The following is a 14613-nucleotide window of genomic DNA, read 5'->3' on the forward strand; positions in this document are numbered from 1 at the left end:
CGGTCGCATGCCCGCGGGACGGGAGCTCCTCCTGCTGATGGCCGTCGTGCTGGGCGTCTCGCTCCTGCCCTCCACCTGGTGGGCGGCCGGCGCGGCGGCCGTCGTCACCGTGGGCGCCTACGCGGGAGCCCAGCTCGGGGACGGCGCGCTCGGCCTCCGGCGGCTGGCCGGCCAGGTGCGCGCCGTGCGCTGGGTGATGCTCTTCACGCTCGTCAGCCAGCTCGTCCTGCTCGGACCGGAGCCCGCGGTCGCGAACACCGCGCGCGTCACGGCGGCGATCGCGATCGCGGGCCTGCTCGTGCTCACCACCACCATGACGGAGCTCCTGGACGGCATCGAGCGCGGGCTGCGTCCCCTCCAGCGGATCGGCGTCGACACCGAGCGGGTGTCGCTGCTGCTCACGGTGACCGCGGGGACCGTGCCGGTGCTCGGCCGGCTGGCTCGGGACGTCCGACAGGCCCAGCGGGCCCGCGGCGCCCGCCCGGGCCTCCGCACCTTCGTCGTGCCCTTCCTCGTCGTCGCCCTGAAGCACGCCGACGAGCTCGGCGACGCGCTCACCGCCCGCGGCGTGCGCTGAGTCGGTGCAGCCGAGCCTCCACGGGCCGTCGGCCTCCCCGCGACGGCGCATCCACCCACGGCGCCACCCGTGTCACCGCGGGCGTGTCGCGGTAGCATCGGCCCCATGAGCTCCGACACGGCCGAGGACGCCGCCGCCTGGTCGGTCGTCGACGCCGCGACGCACGGATCCAGCACGCACCGCGGATCCGCCCAGCGGAGCCTGTGGCCGCTCGAGCCGCTCGTCCCGTCGCCGGCCCGGTCCTCCGACGCCGCGGACGACGACGCCCCGTCCGAGCGCGGCGACGCCTCCCGCCGCTCCGCGCGACGCGACTGACCGCACCGCACGGTGACGGGCCGCGACCCCGCCGTCGTTACGATGGGACCGTGATCCCCACCCTCGCCGACGTCGTCCGTGCCGTCGAGGACGCCTGGCCGCCTTCCGGCGCATCCGATTGGGACGCGTCAGGACTCGTGTCGGGGGACCCCGGCCGCCCCGTGCGCCGGATCCACCTCGCGGTCGACGCCGTGCGCGCCACCGTCGACGAGGCCCTGACCGCCGACGCCGACCTGCTGCTGGTCCACCATCCGCTCCTCCTGCGCGGCATCACCTCCGTCGCCGAGACCGGCTACAAGGGCGCGCTCCTCGCCGACCTGATCCGCGGGGACTGCGCCCTGCACGCCGCGCACACCACGGCGGACGTGGTGGAGGAGGGGACCTCGGGCCGGCTCGCCGCGCTCCTCGGCCTCGTCCCCGAGACCGTCCGCCCGCTCGAGCCCGCCGAGGGCGGCGTGCGCGGCATCGGGCGCGTCGGCGACCTGCCGGCGCCCACCACGCTCGGCCGCCTGGCGGGGGAGCTCGCGCGCATCCTGCCCCCGACCGCCACGGGGATCCGGGTCTCCGGCCCCTACGACGCTCCCGTCACGCGCGTCGCGCTCTGCGGGGGCGCGGGCGACTCGCTCCTCGCGTCCGCCGGCGTGACCGGGGCGGACGTGTACGTCACCTCCGACCTGCGGCACCATCCCGCGAGCGAGGCGCGCGAGTCGGCGGCCCTCCGCGGCGGCACGCCCTACCTCGTCGACACCTCCCACTGGGCCAGCGAGTGGCTGTGGCTCGACCAGGCCGCGGACACCCTGCGGTCAGCCCTGCCGGACGTCGAGGTCACGGTCAGCGACATCCGCACCGACCCCTGGGACTTCGTCGTCACGCAGTGACCGCCCACCGCGCGCCCGCGGGCGCGCATCCACGACAGCACCGCGCACCCGCACCGGCCGGCGGCGCCGCACCACGAGAGGGAGAGCATGAAGGCAGATCCGAGCATCCAGAAGGAGCTCCTCGACCTGCAGGAGATCGACACCCGGCTCACGCACCTGAAGCGGCAGCTCGGGCAGCTCCCGCAGCTGAAGGAGATCGACGCGCTCCAGCGGGAGATGGAGCTGGTCCGCCGGCGACTCGGGGAGCGGACGGGCGTCGTCGAGGACGCGCGGACGGAGCTCTCGCGCATCGAGTCCGACGTCGCCGTCGTGCAGGCGCGCATGGACCGCGACCGCACCCGCATCGAGTCGGGCGGCAGCTCGAAGGACGTCCAGGCGCTCGAGCGCGAGCTCGAGTCGCTGCTGCGCCGTCGCGACACCCTGGAGGAGGTCCAGCTCGAGGTCATGCAGCGGCTCGAGGAGGCGCAGGCGGCGCAGGGGGAGGTCGCCGTCGAGCGCGACGGGCTGGCGGAGCGCATCGCCCGGGCCGAGGCGGAGCGGGACGCGGCGGCCGCGGAGCTGCGGGTCCAGGCCGAGCAGGCGCAGAAGGACCGCGACGCGCTCGCGCCCCGGTTCCCGGCCGACCTCATCGCCCTCTACGAGAAGCAGCGCGCCCGCTACGGCGTCGGGGCCGCGATGCTGCACCGCGGGATCTCGCTCGGCAGCAACATCACGCTGAACCAGAGCGACCTGGACGCCCTCCGCAAGCTCGCCCCCGACGACGTGGTGCTGGATCCCGAGTCCAGCGCGATCCTCGTCCGCACGGACGAGTCGGGCCTCTAGGCGCCTCGGCGCGACCATCGCGTCGCGCACCCCTAGGATCGTTCACGCGGATGGGTCGGCAAGACGGTCGCGCCGCGGTCGATCCTCCGGGACCGGCCGCGTCGAGGAACGTCCGGGCTCCACAGAGCAGGGCGGTGGGTAACACCCACCCGGGGCGACCCGCGAGACAGTGCAACAGAGAGCAGACCGCCCGTCGCGCGAGCGGCGGGTGAGGGTGAAACGGCGGTGTAAGAGACCACCAGCGGCCCGAGTGATCGGGTCGGCTATGCAAACCTCGCCCGGAGCAAGGTCGAACAGGGGACGCACAGGCTGCTCGTCCAGTCCCCGGGTAGACCGCTGGAGGGCTGCGGTGACGCAGCTCCGAGATAGATGGCCGTCCATGGTGCTCCGGCACCGGGACAGAACCCGGCGTATCAGCCGGCCCATCCGCACCTCGCGCATCACGACCGGACGGCCGGGACCCCCGAGGGTCCCGGCCGTCCCGCCGTGCGCCCGGCCCGTGGCCCGGTGGCGTCAGTCCTCGGGCTTGGTCTTGTCCACCAGGTCGGACGCGGGGGCGTGGGTGCTCGCGCCGACGGCGTGCGCGGCGAGGGCCGCGGCGCCCATGATGCCCGCGTTGTTGCGGAGCTCCGCGGGGACGATCGGGGTGCGGAGCCGCAGCAGGGGCAGGAAGTGCTTGTGGTTCTTGGACACGCCCCCGCCCACGATGAACAGCTCCGGCCACATGAGCTTCTCGAGCTGCCCGTAGTAGACCTGCAGCCGGGCGGCCCAGCGCTTCCAGTTGAGGTGGGCGCGCTCCTTCGCGGCGTACGAGGCCCGACGCTCGAAGTCGCGGCGTCCGGCGACGTCCATGTGGCCGAGCTCGGCGTTCGGGATGAGGACGCCGTCGTGGATCAGCGCCGTCCCGATCCCCGTGCCCAGGGTGGTCATGATGACGAGGCCCCGCACGTCCTTCGCGGCGCCGTAGCGCGCCTCGGCGTAGCCGGCTGCGTCCGCGTCGTTGACGAACGTGATCTCGAGCCCGAGGCGCTCCTCGAACAGCTTCTCCGCCTCGAGCCCGATCCAGGTCGGGGAGACGTTGGCCGCCGACATGGTCGTGCCGTGCACGATCGCGGCGGGGAAGCAGACGCCGAGCGGTGTTCCCGCGGGGACCTCGCCGAGCGCCTCGATGATCTGCTTCACGGTGGCGACGATGTCCTCCGGCTCGCCGCCCTGCGGTGTCGGCAGCTTGACGCGCTCGCTGCGCAGCTCGCCGGTCGCGACGTCGACGATCGCGCCCTTGATGCCCGTCCCGCCGATGTCGATGCCGATTGCGGTCGTCGCGTCGTCGCTCATGACAGCGACCCTACCGGCTGGCCGACCCCGGTTGGCCCTCCGCGCGACCCGCGGACGGGCCTACCATCGGCAGCATGAGCGACACCGACGAGCAGTACTGGTACGACGACCGCACGGGCGAGGTGGAGAAGGGGATGCTGTCCCCGGCCGCCCACCGCATCGGCCCCTTCGCCACCGCCGAGGAGGCTGCACGGGCACCGCAGCGGCTGCGCGAGCGCGCCGAGCAGTGGGCCGCCGACGAGCGCGACGACGACTAGGCACAGCTCGTGGGGAGGAGCCCACGGCCGCGCCCATGCCGTCAGTCGGAGTAGCTCTCCGCCTCGGCGGGGAACGCGCCGCTGGTGACGTCGTCCCGGTAGCGCGTCGCGGCGTCCAGGAGGACCGCGCGCATGTCCGCATAGCGACGGACGAACCGCGGGACGCGCCCCGCGGTGAGGCCCGCGAAGTCGGTCCACACGAGGATCTGCCCGTCGGTGCCGTTGCCGGCGCCGATGCCGATGGTCGGGATCCGCAGCTCCGCGCTGACGCGGCGGGCGATCTCCTGCGGCACCATCTCCAGGACGACGGCGAAGGCCCCCGCGTCCTCGACGGCGCGGGCGTCGGCGAGCAGTGCCTCGGCGGCGTCGCCGCGCCCCTGGATGATGTGCCCGCCCAGACCGTGCTCGCTCTGCGGGGTGAAGCCGACGTGGCCCATGACCGGGATGCCGGAGGACACCACCCGGCGGATCTGCTCCGCGCTCCGCACCCCGCCCTCGAGCTTCACGGCGTGGGCGCGCGCCTCCTTCATGAAGCGCACCGCGGTCGCCAGCGCCTGGTCGGGACCCGACTCGTAGGAGCCGAACGGCAGGTCGGCGACGACCAGCGCGCGCTGGGCGGAGGCCGCGACGGCGCGGGCGAGCGGGATCAGCTCGTCGACCGTGACGGGGACCGTCGTGTCGTAGCCGAGCACGGTGTTGCCGGCGGAGTCGCCGACCAGGAGGAAGTCGATCCCGGCCTCGTCGAACACGCCCGCCGTGAGCATGTCGTAGCTGGTGAGCCCCGTGATCTTGAGGCCCTGCTCCTTGGCCCGCGCGAAGTGCCGGATGCGGACCCGCTTGGGCGGTGCGGCGGGCTCCGAGGGGAGGCGGGCGGGCTCGGGCGGGGTGGCGGCAGCGTCGGGGGTCTGCATGTCCGGAAGTCTACGGCGGGCCTCCGTGGCGGGCCGTCGCGCCCCTGGTCAGCCGGTAGGTTGGAGACCGACGAGAGGGCAGGTGGATGGACAAGCAGCGTGACTTCGTCCTGCGGACGATCGAGGAGCGCGGGATCAAGTTCGTGCGCCTGTGGTTCACCGACGTGACCGGCACCCTGAAGTCGGTGGCCATCGCCCCGGCGGAGGTCGAGGGCGCGTTCGCCGAGGGCCTCGGGTTCGACGGTTCGGCCATCGAGGGCCTCACCCGCTCGTACGAGGCCGACATGCTGGCCCACCCGGATCCGACGACGTTCCAGATCCTGCCCTGGCGCGGGGAGATCGACCCGACCGCGCGCATGTTCTGCGACATCTCCACGCCGGACGGCCAGCCCGCCATCGCGGATCCGCGCAACGTCCTGAAGCGCACGCTGGAGAAGGCGGCCGACCGCGGCTTCACCTTCTACACGCACCCGGAGATCGAGTTCTACCTCCTCAAGTCGTCCGAGTTCGGCGTCGACGGCCCCGAGCCGGTCGACGCGGCGGGCTACTTCGACAACGTGCCCGGCGGCACGGCGCACGACTTCCGCCGGCGGTCCGTCCGGATGCTCGAGGACCTCGGCATCTCCGTCGAGTTCAGCCACCACGAGGCGGGCCCCGGCCAGAACGAGATCGACCTCCGCTACGCGGACGCCCTCACCACCGCCGACAACATCATGACCTTCCGCACGGTCATCAAGGAGGTGGCGATCGAGCAGGGCGTCTACGCGACGTTCATGCCGAAGCCGCTGGCCGCGCAGCCCGGGAGCGGCATGCACACGCACATGTCGCTGTTCGAGGGCGACGTCAACGCCTTCTACGCGTCCGGAGCCGAGTACCAGCTCTCCACCATCGGACGCCAGTTCATCGCGGGCCTGCTCCGGCACGCCCCGGAGATCACGGCCGTCACGAACCAGTTCGTGAACTCCTACAAGCGGCTCTGGGGCGGCGGTGAGGCCCCGAGCTTCGTCACCTGGGGGCACAACAACCGGTCCGCGCTCGTGCGCGTGCCGCTGTACAAGCCGAACAAGGGCAACAGCTCCCGGGTCGAGTACCGGGCGATCGACTCCGCGGCGAACCCCTACCTCTCCTTCTCGCTCATGCTGGCCGCCGGCCTCAAGGGCATCGAGGAGGGCTACGAGCTCCCGGCGGAGGCGGAGGACAACGTGTGGAGCCTCAGCGACGCCGAGCGCCGTGCCCTCGGCTACGCGCCGCTGCCGTCGAGCCTCGACCACGCCATCCAGCTCATGGAGCGCTCCGAGCTCGTCGCCGAGACGCTGGGGGAGCAGGTGTTCAACTACGTGCTGCTCAACAAGCGGCAGGAGTGGCGCGACTACCGCGCCCAGGTGACGCCGTACGAGCTGCGCTCCAACCTCGAGATGCTCTGACCCGGGCCACCCACCGGCCGACCGGCACCCCGGGCGGCATCCGACGAGTCCGGAGCAGCCGATGAGACGCGGACAGACACTGATCGGCGCGCTCGCCCGCGCCGGCTTCGCCCGGCTGAGCGAGGTCGGGGCGACCCTGGCGGAGGCGGCCGAGCTGTCGGGCTGGGCGGAGGCGGACCTGGTCGACGCGCTCACCCCCAGCGCGGACCCCGACGGCGCCCTCGACGCGCTCGTGCGGCTGCTGCGGACCGACCCGGACCGGACGCGCGCCGTCCTCGACGACGGAGACGCCCGGCACCGCCTCGCCCGTGTCCTCGGCTCGTCGGAGGGGCTGGCCGAGTTCCTGGTCCGGCACCCGGCCGAGCTCGACGCGTTCGCCCTGCCGCTCGGCCACGCGCCTGCGCCGGACGACGTGCGGGAGCAGCTGCTCGCCGCCGTCGGCGCGGACGAGCACGGGGTCGCCGCCCTCACGGGGACCCCGGCGCGGGCGGCGCTGCGCATCCGCTACCGCGCGCTCGTCGCGCGCGTCGCCGCCTGGGACCTCGTGCACCCGGATCCCCTCGTCGCCGTTCGCCCCGTCACCGCCGCCCTCGCCGACCTCGCCGGTGCTGCCCTCGAGGCGTCGCTGGCGGTCGCGCGCGCCGAGCTCTCCGCCCCCGGCACCTTCGGCCGGGCCCGGCCCGAGGAGATCCGCGCTACCCGGCTCGCGGTCATCGGGATGGGCAAGGCCGGGGCCCGCGAGCTCAACTACGTGAGCGACGTCGACGTCATCTTCGTCGCGGAGGCCGCCACGGATGCGGGCGGCGACCCCGTCATCGAGCCGCACCGCGCCGTCGAGCTCGCCACCCGGCTCGCGGTCCTCGCGATGCGGGGGATCGACGAGCACGAGGTCGAGCCGGCCCTCTGGGAGGTCGACGCCAACCTCCGCCCGGAGGGCAAGGCCGGTGCGCTCGTCCGGACGCTCGACTCGCATCTCGCGTACTACGAGCGCTGGGCGAAGGACTGGGAGTTCCAGGCGCTCCTCAAGGCCCGGCCGCTCGCCGGCGACGCGGAGCTGGGGCAGCGCTACGCGGAGGCCGTCGCGCCCCTGGTGTGGTCGAGCGCGAGCCGGGAGGGCTTCGTCGGCCAGGTGCAGCGCATGCGCACCCGCGTGACGGACAACATCCCCGTTGACCAGCTGCACCAGCAGATCAAGCTCGGGCCGGGCGGGATCCGGGACATCGAGTTCACCGTGCAGCTGCTGCAGCTCGTGCACGGGCAGACCGACGAGGAGGTCCGGCACCGGGGCACGCTGCCGGCGCTCGTGGCCCTCGCCGACGCCGGCTACATCGGCCGCACCGAGGCCGGGGACTTCGCCCGCGACTACCGCTACCTCCGGCTGCTCGAGCACCGCCTGCAGCTGGAGCGCCTGCACCGCACGCACCTCATGCCCACGGACGAGGAGCGCCTCCGCGTCCTCGCCCGGAGCACCGGGCTCGACGCCCGGGCCGAGGAGCTCGTGACGCGGTGGACCACGACCAAGACGCGCGTCCGCACGCTGCACGAGCGCCTGTTCTACCGGCCGCTGCTCGCCGCCGTCGCGTCGCTCCCCGAGGAGACCCTCGCTCTCACCAGCGACCAGGCCGCCGCCCGGCTCTCGGCGATCGGGTTCGTCGACGCCCGCGGCGCCCTCGCGCACATCCGGGCGCTCACGCAGGGCGTGTCGCGCAGCTCCGCCATCCAGCGCCATCTGCTGCCCGTGCTGCTGCAGTGGTTCGCCGACGGGCCGGATCCCGACCACGGCCTGCTCGCGTTCCGCCGCCTCAGCGAGGCGCTGGGGGAGGCGACGTGGTTCCTCCGGATGCTGCGCGACTCCGCGGGGGCCGCTCAGCGCCTCGCCCAGGTTCTCTCCGGATCCCGCTACGTCTCCGAGCTCCTCGACCGCGTCCCCGAGGCCGCCGCCTGGCTCGCCCGCGACGAGGACCTCCGCCCGCGCACCTGGGCAGCGCTCGAGGAGGAGGCCGTCGCGACGGTCAACCGGCATCCCACGGCCGACGCCGCCGCAGCCGCGCTCCGGACCCTGCGTCGCCGCGAGATCCTGCGGCTCGCGATCGGCGCGATCGTGGGGGTCACCCACGTCGAGACGCTGGGTCCGTCGCTCGCCGACATCACGACCGCCACCCTGCGCGGCGTGATGCGCGCGATCCGCCGCGAGGACGGGCCGTGGCCCGAGTTCGCCGTGGTCGCCATGGGGCGCTACGGCGGGGCGGAGCTCGGCTTCGGATCCGACGCCGACGTCATGCACGTGTTCCGCCCGATCGCGGGCATGGACCCCGAGCTCGCGCAGCGCCGCGCGCAGCTCATCGTCGCCGAGCTGACGCGCCTCACCGAGGACTCGCGCCTGCCGCTCGACCTCGACACCGGCCTCCGCCCGGAGGGACGCAACGGACCGGTCGTGCGCTCCTTCGCGTCCTACCGCGCCTACTACGAGCGCTGGTCGCTGACGTGGGAGGCCCAGGCGCTCCTCCGGGCGCGGGGCGTCGTCGGCGACAGCGGCCTCATCGCGGACTTCACCGCCCTCGCGGACCGCTTCCGGTACCCGGTCGGCATCGGCGACGCCGACGTCCGCGAGATCAAGCGGATCAAGGCCCGGGTCGAGAACGAGCGGCTCCCGCAGGGCGCGGACCCCACGCGCCACCTGAAGCTCGGCCGCGGCTCGCTGAGCGACGTGGAGTGGCTGGTGCAGCTGATCCAGCTGCAGCACGCGCACGACCACCCCGCCCTGCGTACGCCGACGACCACGGGCGCCCTCGACGCCGCCGTGGACGCGGGCCTCATGGACGCGGAGGACGCGGGGCGCCTGCGGGACGCCTGGGTGCTCGCGTCCCGCGTCCGATCCGCGATGACGCTGTGGACGAACCGCACCGCCGACGTGCTGCCTGCGGACCGGGCGGCGCTCGACGCGATCGCGCGGCTCCTGGAGTACCCGCCCGGCTCCGCATCGGTGCTCGAGGAGGAGTACCTGGGGGTGACGCGCCGCTCCCGGGCCGTCTTCGAGCGGCTCTTCTACGGCATCGACGACCGCCCGGATCCGCGCGGGGCCTGAGGCGTCCGCGGACGACCGGCTCGCGCCCCGGCCCGCGCCGGTCCGACGGCGACGGGCCGCCCTCCCGGAGGAGGACGGCCCGTGGTGCGGACGGCCGGTCAGAGCACGTCCGGGTGGCGATCAGACGCCGTAGTACAGCTCGAACTCGAACGGGTGCGGGCGCTGCGCGAGGGGCTTGATCTCCTTCTCGCGCTTGTACTCGATCCACGTCTCGATGAGGTCGGGCGTGAACACGTTGCCCGCCGTGAGGAAGTCGTGGTCGGCCTCGAGGGCGTCGAGGGCCGCACCGAGCGACGCAGGGACCTGCGGGATGTTCTTCGCCTCCTCGGGCGGGAGCTCGTAGAGGTCCTTGTCGACGGGCTCGTGCGGCTCGATGCGGTTCTTGATGCCGTCGATGCCGGCCATGAGCTGCGCCGCGAACGCGAGGTACGGGTTGCTCGAGGCGTCGGGCGCGCGGAACTCGATGCGCTTGGCCTTGGGGTTCGTGCCCGTGATCGGGATGCGGATCGACGCCGAGCGGTTGCCGGCCGAGTAGACCAGGTTGACGGGCGCCTCGAAGCCGGGGACCAGGCGGTGGTAGGAGTTCACCGTCGGGTTCGTGAACGCCAGGATCGCCGGCGCGTGCTTCAGGATTCCGCCGATGTACCAGCGGGCGAGGTCGGAGAGCCCGCCGTAGCCGGCCTCGTCGTAGAAGAGCGGCTTGCCGTCGTTCCACAGCGACTGGTGCGTGTGCATGCCCGAGCCGTTGTCGCCGAAGAGCGGCTTCGGCATGAACGTGGCCGTCTTGCCCCACTGCTCGGCCGTGTTCTTGACGATGTACTTGAACTTCAGGATGTCGTCCGCCGCGTGCACCATGGTGTCGAAGCGGTAGTTGATCTCGGCCTGGCCGCCCGTGCCCACCTCGTGGTGCGCGCGCTCGAGGATGAGGCCCGCGTCGATCAGCTTGAGGCTGATGTCGTCGCGCAGGTCGGCCTGCTTGTCGACGGGGCTGACGGGGAAGTAGCCGCCCTTGTACGGCGTCTTGTTGCCGAGGTTGCCGCCCTCCTCCTCGCGTCCCGAGTTCCAGGCGCCCTCCTCGGAGTCGACCGAGTAGAAGCTCGTGTGCTGGTTCACCTCGTAGCGGACGTCGTCGAAGATGTAGAACTCGGCCTCGGGGGCGAAGAACGCGGTGTCGGCGATGCCGGACGCGGCGAGGAACTTCTCGGCCTTCTTGGCCACCTGGCGCGGGTCGCGGGCGTAGATCTCGCCGTTGCGGGGGTTGTAGATGTCGAACACCATGATGAGCGTGCGCTCGATGCGGAACGGGTCGACGTACGCCGTCGTCACGTCGGGGATGAGCTGCATGTCGGACTCGTGGATGCTCGCGAAGCCGCGGATAGAGGAGCCGTCGAACAGCTGGCCGACGGAGAAGAACTCCTCGTCGACGGTCGACGCGGGGATGTTGAAGTGCTGCTGCACCCCGGGGAGGTCGGTGAACCGGATATCGAGGAACTTGACGTCGGTGTCCTTGATGAACGCGAGCACCTCGGATGAGTCTCTGAACATGTGGTGTCTCCAAAAGGGGGGCCGGAGCGGATGGGACTGACGGATTCAGCCTCTCCGACCCTAGGGGGAAGGGGTTACCTCGCCATAACCGCCGTGTTTCCGCGATGTTACGCAGACGACCCCGGGCGCGTCGCGAGCCCCCGGCATCCCCAGCGGATCAGGGGATCCGCGGGATGCGCGCCTAGGATCGGGAGGTGCCCGCGACTCCCACGTACCCCGAACTCGGCGATCCGTCCCGCAACCGCTGGCCGGGGGAGCGGCTCGGGCTCCCGGAGCGCGGACGCGGCTCCGTCGCCCGCGCCGGCCGCCGCATCCTGGGCATCTGCATCGACTGGGCCCTCGCCGTGCTCGTCTCCTGGGCCTTCTTCGCCTACGACGCCACGGCCACGCTCGCGGTCTTCGCGGTGATGCAGTACGTCCTGATCGTCACGCTCGGCGGGAGCGTGGGGCACGTCGTGCTCGGCATGCGCGTCCGGCCCCTCAGCGGCGGCTACGTGTCGCTGTGGCGGCCCGCCGTGCGCACCGTCCTCGTCTGCCTCGTCCTGCCCGCCGTCGTGTGGAACGCCGACCAGCGCGGACTCCACGACGTCTTCTCCGGGACGGTGCTCGTCCGCACCTCCTGACCGGCGGAGCGCGGATGCGGCCCGCGGGCCGGCCATCCGCCGGCCCCCGCGACGCGTGCCCCCGATGCCGCCGGGACCTCAGCCGGGCTCGCACCCCAGGTAGACGAGCTCCGGATCGACCCCGCCGAGGACGACGCGCGCCGGGGACCCCGCGCGCACCGCGCCGAGCTCCCGGCTCTCGGTCTCCCGGCCGTCGTCCGACCGCCCGGTCGTGACCTCGAAGCGGACCAGGGCGGCGCTGCAGTCCTCGGGGGCGGTCATGTCGAGGAGGGTGCAGGAGCTCGCGTCGACGCACTCGCTGGCACGGGAGGCGGGATCGAGGACCGCGACGACGGTCGCGCCCTGCGTGAGGTCGGCGCCGACGGTCGTGAACCGGGCGCGCGTGGAGTCCTGGAAGCTCACGAGCACGACGAGCACGCCCGCCAGCGCGCAGACCGCGGCGATGGAGGGTCCGAGGCCGCGTCGCGCCCGCTCGCGCCGTGAGCGCCCGTACGGCGACAGCCGCTCCGTGGTCGGGGAGGGGGACGGCGGACGCGGTGGTCCCGGCGGAGCGCCTGCCGGACGAGTACCGGCGGACGGGGCCGCTCCGGCGTGCGCGCGCTGGCTAAGCAGCAGGGCGTCGCGCGCCAGCGTCAGTTGGACGAACCGCTCGTGCGCAGCCCGCAGCTGCTGGGGGGTGGCCCCGGGGAGCCGGTCGGGATGCGTCTCCCGTGCGCGCCGTGCGTAGGCGCGGCTGATGGTCGGCCGGTCGGCGTCCGCGTCGACGCCGAGCAGCGCCGCAGCGGAGGCCGGATCCATGGGCTCAGTCTGCGCCGGGCGAGGAGCCCGCGCAAACGGCCGACGGGAGCGGGATCAGCGTGCCCGCGACGGGCGGACCTTGAACGGGTCGACGCCCTTGGGGATGGGCATGCTGTTCTGGCCCAGGGAGGTCAGGCGGTTGTTCACGGCCATGACCTCCGCCTTGGTGATCGTGCGGGGGAAGCGCTGGAGGCGTCCGGCGAGCTTGTGGAGCTCCACCGAGTCCGCGTCTGGACCCACGAAGACGAAGTGCACGGGGACGTTGGGGAGCACGCGGGCGATCTTGCGGCGCTCGTCCTCGAGCATGCGCGTCGTGCGGCTCTTCGGGCCCTCGCCGATGAGTGCCACGCCGGGGCGTCCCACCGCGCGGTAGACGGCGTCCTGCGACTTGCCGTTGACGGCGACCGGCATCTCGCTGCCGACCCACCCGCGCTTCAGGGAGCTGCGGAGGACGACGCCGACGGCGCCCGGCTGTCCCTTGATCTGCAGGTAGGCGGCGCGCTCGGCCTTCCGGCCCAGGACGATGAGGAACGCGAGGATGCCGGCGAACACCCCGGCGATGACGAACAGGATGGCGGTGAGCCAGTTGCCACCCGTCGCGAACACCGCGAGCAGGATGCCGACCACGATCGGCCCGGCCAGCGCCAGGAGCATCCACCAGACCGAGCTCTTGTCGTACCGGCGGGTCATCTGGAAGACCTGCCACATCTGCTTGATGCGGCCGGGTTCCTTGGGTGCCTTCGGAGAGGCTGTCTTGCGGGCCATGACGCCCACGATACCGGTGCCGGGGCTGATGCCGGGACCTGCGGCGCCGGTCCGGCGGCTCGGCTCCCCCACACGTCTCCATCGCGCCGGCGCGTCCCGGTTCCGCGCATGTGTCCGGCGGGCGGGCCTCGCCGCCGCACACTGCCGCCGACGCATCCCCGCGCCGTCCGTCCGAGGGCGCCCGCGGCGGGGAGGAGAGGACGAGGAGCGATGCACGGAGGACGCACGCGGCATCACGGTTCGGCCCCCAGGAGCCCGGAGGACCGGTCGGGCGCGCGGGAGGCGCGCCCCGAGGAGCGCGGGGGCACGGTCCGGCGGCGCCGGAGGGACGCCGCCGTGGAGGCCGGCACGACGGTCGCGGGGTACCGGCTCGTGCGGCTCGTGGGGAGGGGCAGCAGCTGCCAGGTGTACCTCGCCCGACCGGCGCATCGGGGGGCGACGCCGGATGCGCGCGCGGAGAGCGTCGCGGTCAAGATCGTGCCGCCTACCGAGCGCAGCCGAGGCGAGGCGGAGGTCCTCGCCCTCCAGGCCGTGGAGTCGGATCACGTGGTCGGCCTCGTCGACGTCGCGACCCTCGCGGACGGCGGTCTCTGCCTCGTGCAGCCGATCGCGTCGCGCGGGACGGCGGCGTCGCTCGTGGCGAGGAGGGGCGGGCTCACGCCGGGGGAGACGGTGACCCTCGTGGCGTCCGTCCTCCGCGGGCTCGGGGACCTGCACGAGGCCGGGATCGCCCATGGCGCGCTCGACCTGGGCCATGTCCTGATCGACGCGTCGGGACGTCCGCTGCTGTGCGGCCTGGGCTCCTCGCGTCCGTCGGCCGGCAGGGACGAGGCCGACGGCCGGAGCGCGGATCCGGTCGGGCAGGACCTCGTCCGTGTCGCGCGGATCGCCGAGGCGCTGCGGGATCCGGCGATCGGATGCCCGCGCGTGTCCGAGGAGCGGTGGGACTCGTGGGAGGAGCTCCTGGACGCCGTCATCCACGGGGAGTCCGACCTGTCGGCGCATGAGCTCGCGGACCGCCTCCTCGGTGTCGCGGACGCCGCCCCGCTGGCCGAGGCGGCCGTGCACGGCGGCGATGGACGGCAGGATCACGAGGTTCGCCCGGTGGACGTCGGACGGCTCCGGCCCGGACGAGCGCGCCCGGGGATCGATGCGCCTGCGCATGCGGACGAGGACGCGGAGGCGTGGGATGCGCGCGCCTCCCGCCGACGCACCGGCTCACGGGCTCCGGCGCGTCGGCATCGGGCGCCGCGCGACCGCGCCGCGACGCGGGCGGCC

General features: G+C 73.5%; 14 protein-coding genes and 1 other RNA gene. 10 read left to right on the plus strand and 5 right to left on the minus strand.

Annotation, left to right across the window (positions count from 1 at the left end):
• Window positions 1–7: 7 nt before the first annotated feature.
• From Q6969_RS00810 to rnpB, 5 genes are all read left to right on the plus strand, one after another.
• Window positions 8–577, plus strand: a complete 570-nt coding sequence (locus Q6969_RS00810) for an energy-coupling factor transporter transmembrane component T (RefSeq protein ID WP_317228746.1) — start codon at window positions 8–10, stop codon at window positions 575–577.
• A 105-nt stretch (window positions 578–682) separates the two neighbouring features.
• Window positions 683–892 (plus strand): hypothetical protein, encoded by a 210-nt coding sequence (locus Q6969_RS00815; RefSeq protein ID WP_317228747.1) that lies wholly within the window; start codon window positions 683–685, stop codon window positions 890–892.
• A gap of 50 nt (window positions 893–942) precedes the next feature.
• Window positions 943–1770, plus strand: coding sequence for a Nif3-like dinuclear metal center hexameric protein (locus tag Q6969_RS00820; RefSeq protein WP_317228748.1), 828 nt, complete (start codon window positions 943–945; stop codon window positions 1768–1770).
• Window positions 1771–1857: 87 nt separating this feature from the next.
• Window positions 1858–2592, plus strand: a complete 735-nt coding sequence (locus tag Q6969_RS00825) for a hypothetical protein (RefSeq protein WP_317228749.1) — start codon at window positions 1858–1860, stop codon at window positions 2590–2592.
• A gap of 51 nt (window positions 2593–2643) precedes the next feature.
• Window positions 2644–3021: RNase P RNA component class A (gene rnpB / locus Q6969_RS00830), an RNA gene on the plus strand.
• 84 nt (window positions 3022–3105) lie between these two features.
• On the opposite strand, the gene ppgK is transcribed toward rnpB, so the two are convergent.
• Complete coding sequence (ppgK, locus tag Q6969_RS00835) at window positions 3106–3927, minus strand: polyphosphate--glucose phosphotransferase (protein ID WP_104290267.1); 822 nt, start codon at window positions 3925–3927, stop codon at window positions 3106–3108.
• A gap of 74 nt (window positions 3928–4001) precedes the next feature.
• Here ppgK and Q6969_RS00840 point away from each other — a divergent pair, with 74 nt between their 5' ends.
• Entirely contained in the window at window positions 4002–4184 is a 183-nt protein-coding gene (locus tag Q6969_RS00840) for an SPOR domain-containing protein (RefSeq protein ID WP_317228750.1), read from the plus strand.
• Between the two features lie 41 nt (window positions 4185–4225).
• Here the strand turns inward: Q6969_RS00840 and panB are convergent, their stop codons facing one another.
• Window positions 4226–5095 carry a 3-methyl-2-oxobutanoate hydroxymethyltransferase gene (gene panB / locus Q6969_RS00845; RefSeq protein WP_317228751.1) on the minus strand — a complete coding sequence of 290 codons (870 nt, stop codon included), beginning with the start codon at window positions 5093–5095 and terminating at the stop codon, window positions 4226–4228.
• Window positions 5096–5181: 86 nt separating this feature from the next.
• Here panB and Q6969_RS00850 point away from each other — a divergent pair, with 86 nt between their 5' ends.
• Entirely contained in the window at window positions 5182–6519 is a 1338-nt protein-coding gene (locus Q6969_RS00850; RefSeq protein WP_119381111.1) for a glutamine synthetase family protein, read from the plus strand.
• Window positions 6520–6580: 61 nt separating this feature from the next.
• Complete coding sequence (locus tag Q6969_RS00855; protein ID WP_317228752.1) at window positions 6581–9604, plus strand: bifunctional [glutamine synthetase] adenylyltransferase/[glutamine synthetase]-adenylyl-L-tyrosine phosphorylase; 3024 nt, start codon at window positions 6581–6583, stop codon at window positions 9602–9604.
• Window positions 9605–9724: 120 nt separating this feature from the next.
• Here the strand turns inward: Q6969_RS00855 and glnA are convergent, their stop codons facing one another.
• Window positions 9725–11149, minus strand: coding sequence for a type I glutamate--ammonia ligase (gene glnA, locus Q6969_RS00860; protein ID WP_094115847.1), 1425 nt, complete (start codon window positions 11147–11149; stop codon window positions 9725–9727).
• 194 nt (window positions 11150–11343) lie between these two features.
• On the opposite strand from glnA, the gene Q6969_RS00865 reads away from it, so the two are divergent.
• Window positions 11344–11772 (plus strand): RDD family protein, encoded by a 429-nt coding sequence (locus Q6969_RS00865; RefSeq protein WP_317228753.1) that lies wholly within the window; start codon window positions 11344–11346, stop codon window positions 11770–11772.
• Between the two features lie 78 nt (window positions 11773–11850).
• Here Q6969_RS00865 and Q6969_RS00870 read toward each other — a convergent pair whose 3' ends face one another.
• Complete coding sequence (locus Q6969_RS00870) at window positions 11851–12570, minus strand: J domain-containing protein (protein ID WP_317228754.1); 720 nt, start codon at window positions 12568–12570, stop codon at window positions 11851–11853.
• Window positions 12571–12624: 54 nt separating this feature from the next.
• Window positions 12625–13335, minus strand: coding sequence for a DUF4191 domain-containing protein (locus tag Q6969_RS00875; RefSeq protein ID WP_317228755.1), 711 nt, complete (start codon window positions 13333–13335; stop codon window positions 12625–12627).
• A gap of 336 nt (window positions 13336–13671) precedes the next feature.
• Here Q6969_RS00875 and Q6969_RS00880 point away from each other — a divergent pair.
• On the plus strand, window positions 13672–14613 hold a 942-nt coding region (locus Q6969_RS00880), incomplete at its 3' end, for a protein kinase domain-containing protein (protein WP_396335497.1).

Origin of the sequence: Clavibacter sp. MX14-G9D (assembly GCF_032917815.1) — a bacterium.
GTDB classification, from domain to species: Bacteria; Actinomycetota; Actinomycetes; order Actinomycetales; family Microbacteriaceae; genus Clavibacter; species Clavibacter michiganensis_K.

What these genes read in the sequence shown, in the direction of transcription:
- Q6969_RS00850 (WP_119381111.1), top strand. Translation starts at nt 5,182, where the DNA reads ATGGACAAGCAGCGTGACTTCGTCCTGCGGACGATCGAGGAGCGCGGG.
- ppgK (WP_104290267.1), bottom strand. Translation starts at nt 3,927, where the DNA reads ATGAGCGACGACGCGACGACCGCAATCGGCATCGACATCGGCGGGACG.
- Q6969_RS00875 (WP_317228755.1), bottom strand. Translation starts at nt 13,335, where the DNA reads ATGGCCCGCAAGACAGCCTCTCCGAAGGCACCCAAGGAACCCGGCCGC.
- Q6969_RS00840 (WP_317228750.1), top strand. Translation starts at nt 4,002, where the DNA reads ATGAGCGACACCGACGAGCAGTACTGGTACGACGACCGCACGGGCGAG.
- Q6969_RS00825 (WP_317228749.1), top strand. Translation starts at nt 1,858, where the DNA reads ATGAAGGCAGATCCGAGCATCCAGAAGGAGCTCCTCGACCTGCAGGAG.
- panB (WP_317228751.1), bottom strand. Translation starts at nt 5,095, where the DNA reads ATGCAGACCCCCGACGCTGCCGCCACCCCGCCCGAGCCCGCCCGCCTC.
- Q6969_RS00855 (WP_317228752.1), top strand. Translation starts at nt 6,581, where the DNA reads ATGAGACGCGGACAGACACTGATCGGCGCGCTCGCCCGCGCCGGCTTC.
- Q6969_RS00870 (WP_317228754.1), bottom strand. Translation starts at nt 12,570, where the DNA reads ATGGATCCGGCCTCCGCTGCGGCGCTGCTCGGCGTCGACGCGGACGCC.
- Q6969_RS00815 (WP_317228747.1), top strand. Translation starts at nt 683, where the DNA reads ATGAGCTCCGACACGGCCGAGGACGCCGCCGCCTGGTCGGTCGTCGAC.
- glnA (WP_094115847.1), bottom strand. Translation starts at nt 11,149, where the DNA reads ATGTTCAGAGACTCATCCGAGGTGCTCGCGTTCATCAAGGACACCGAC.
- Q6969_RS00810 (WP_317228746.1), top strand. Translation starts at nt 8, where the DNA reads ATGCCCGCGGGACGGGAGCTCCTCCTGCTGATGGCCGTCGTGCTGGGC.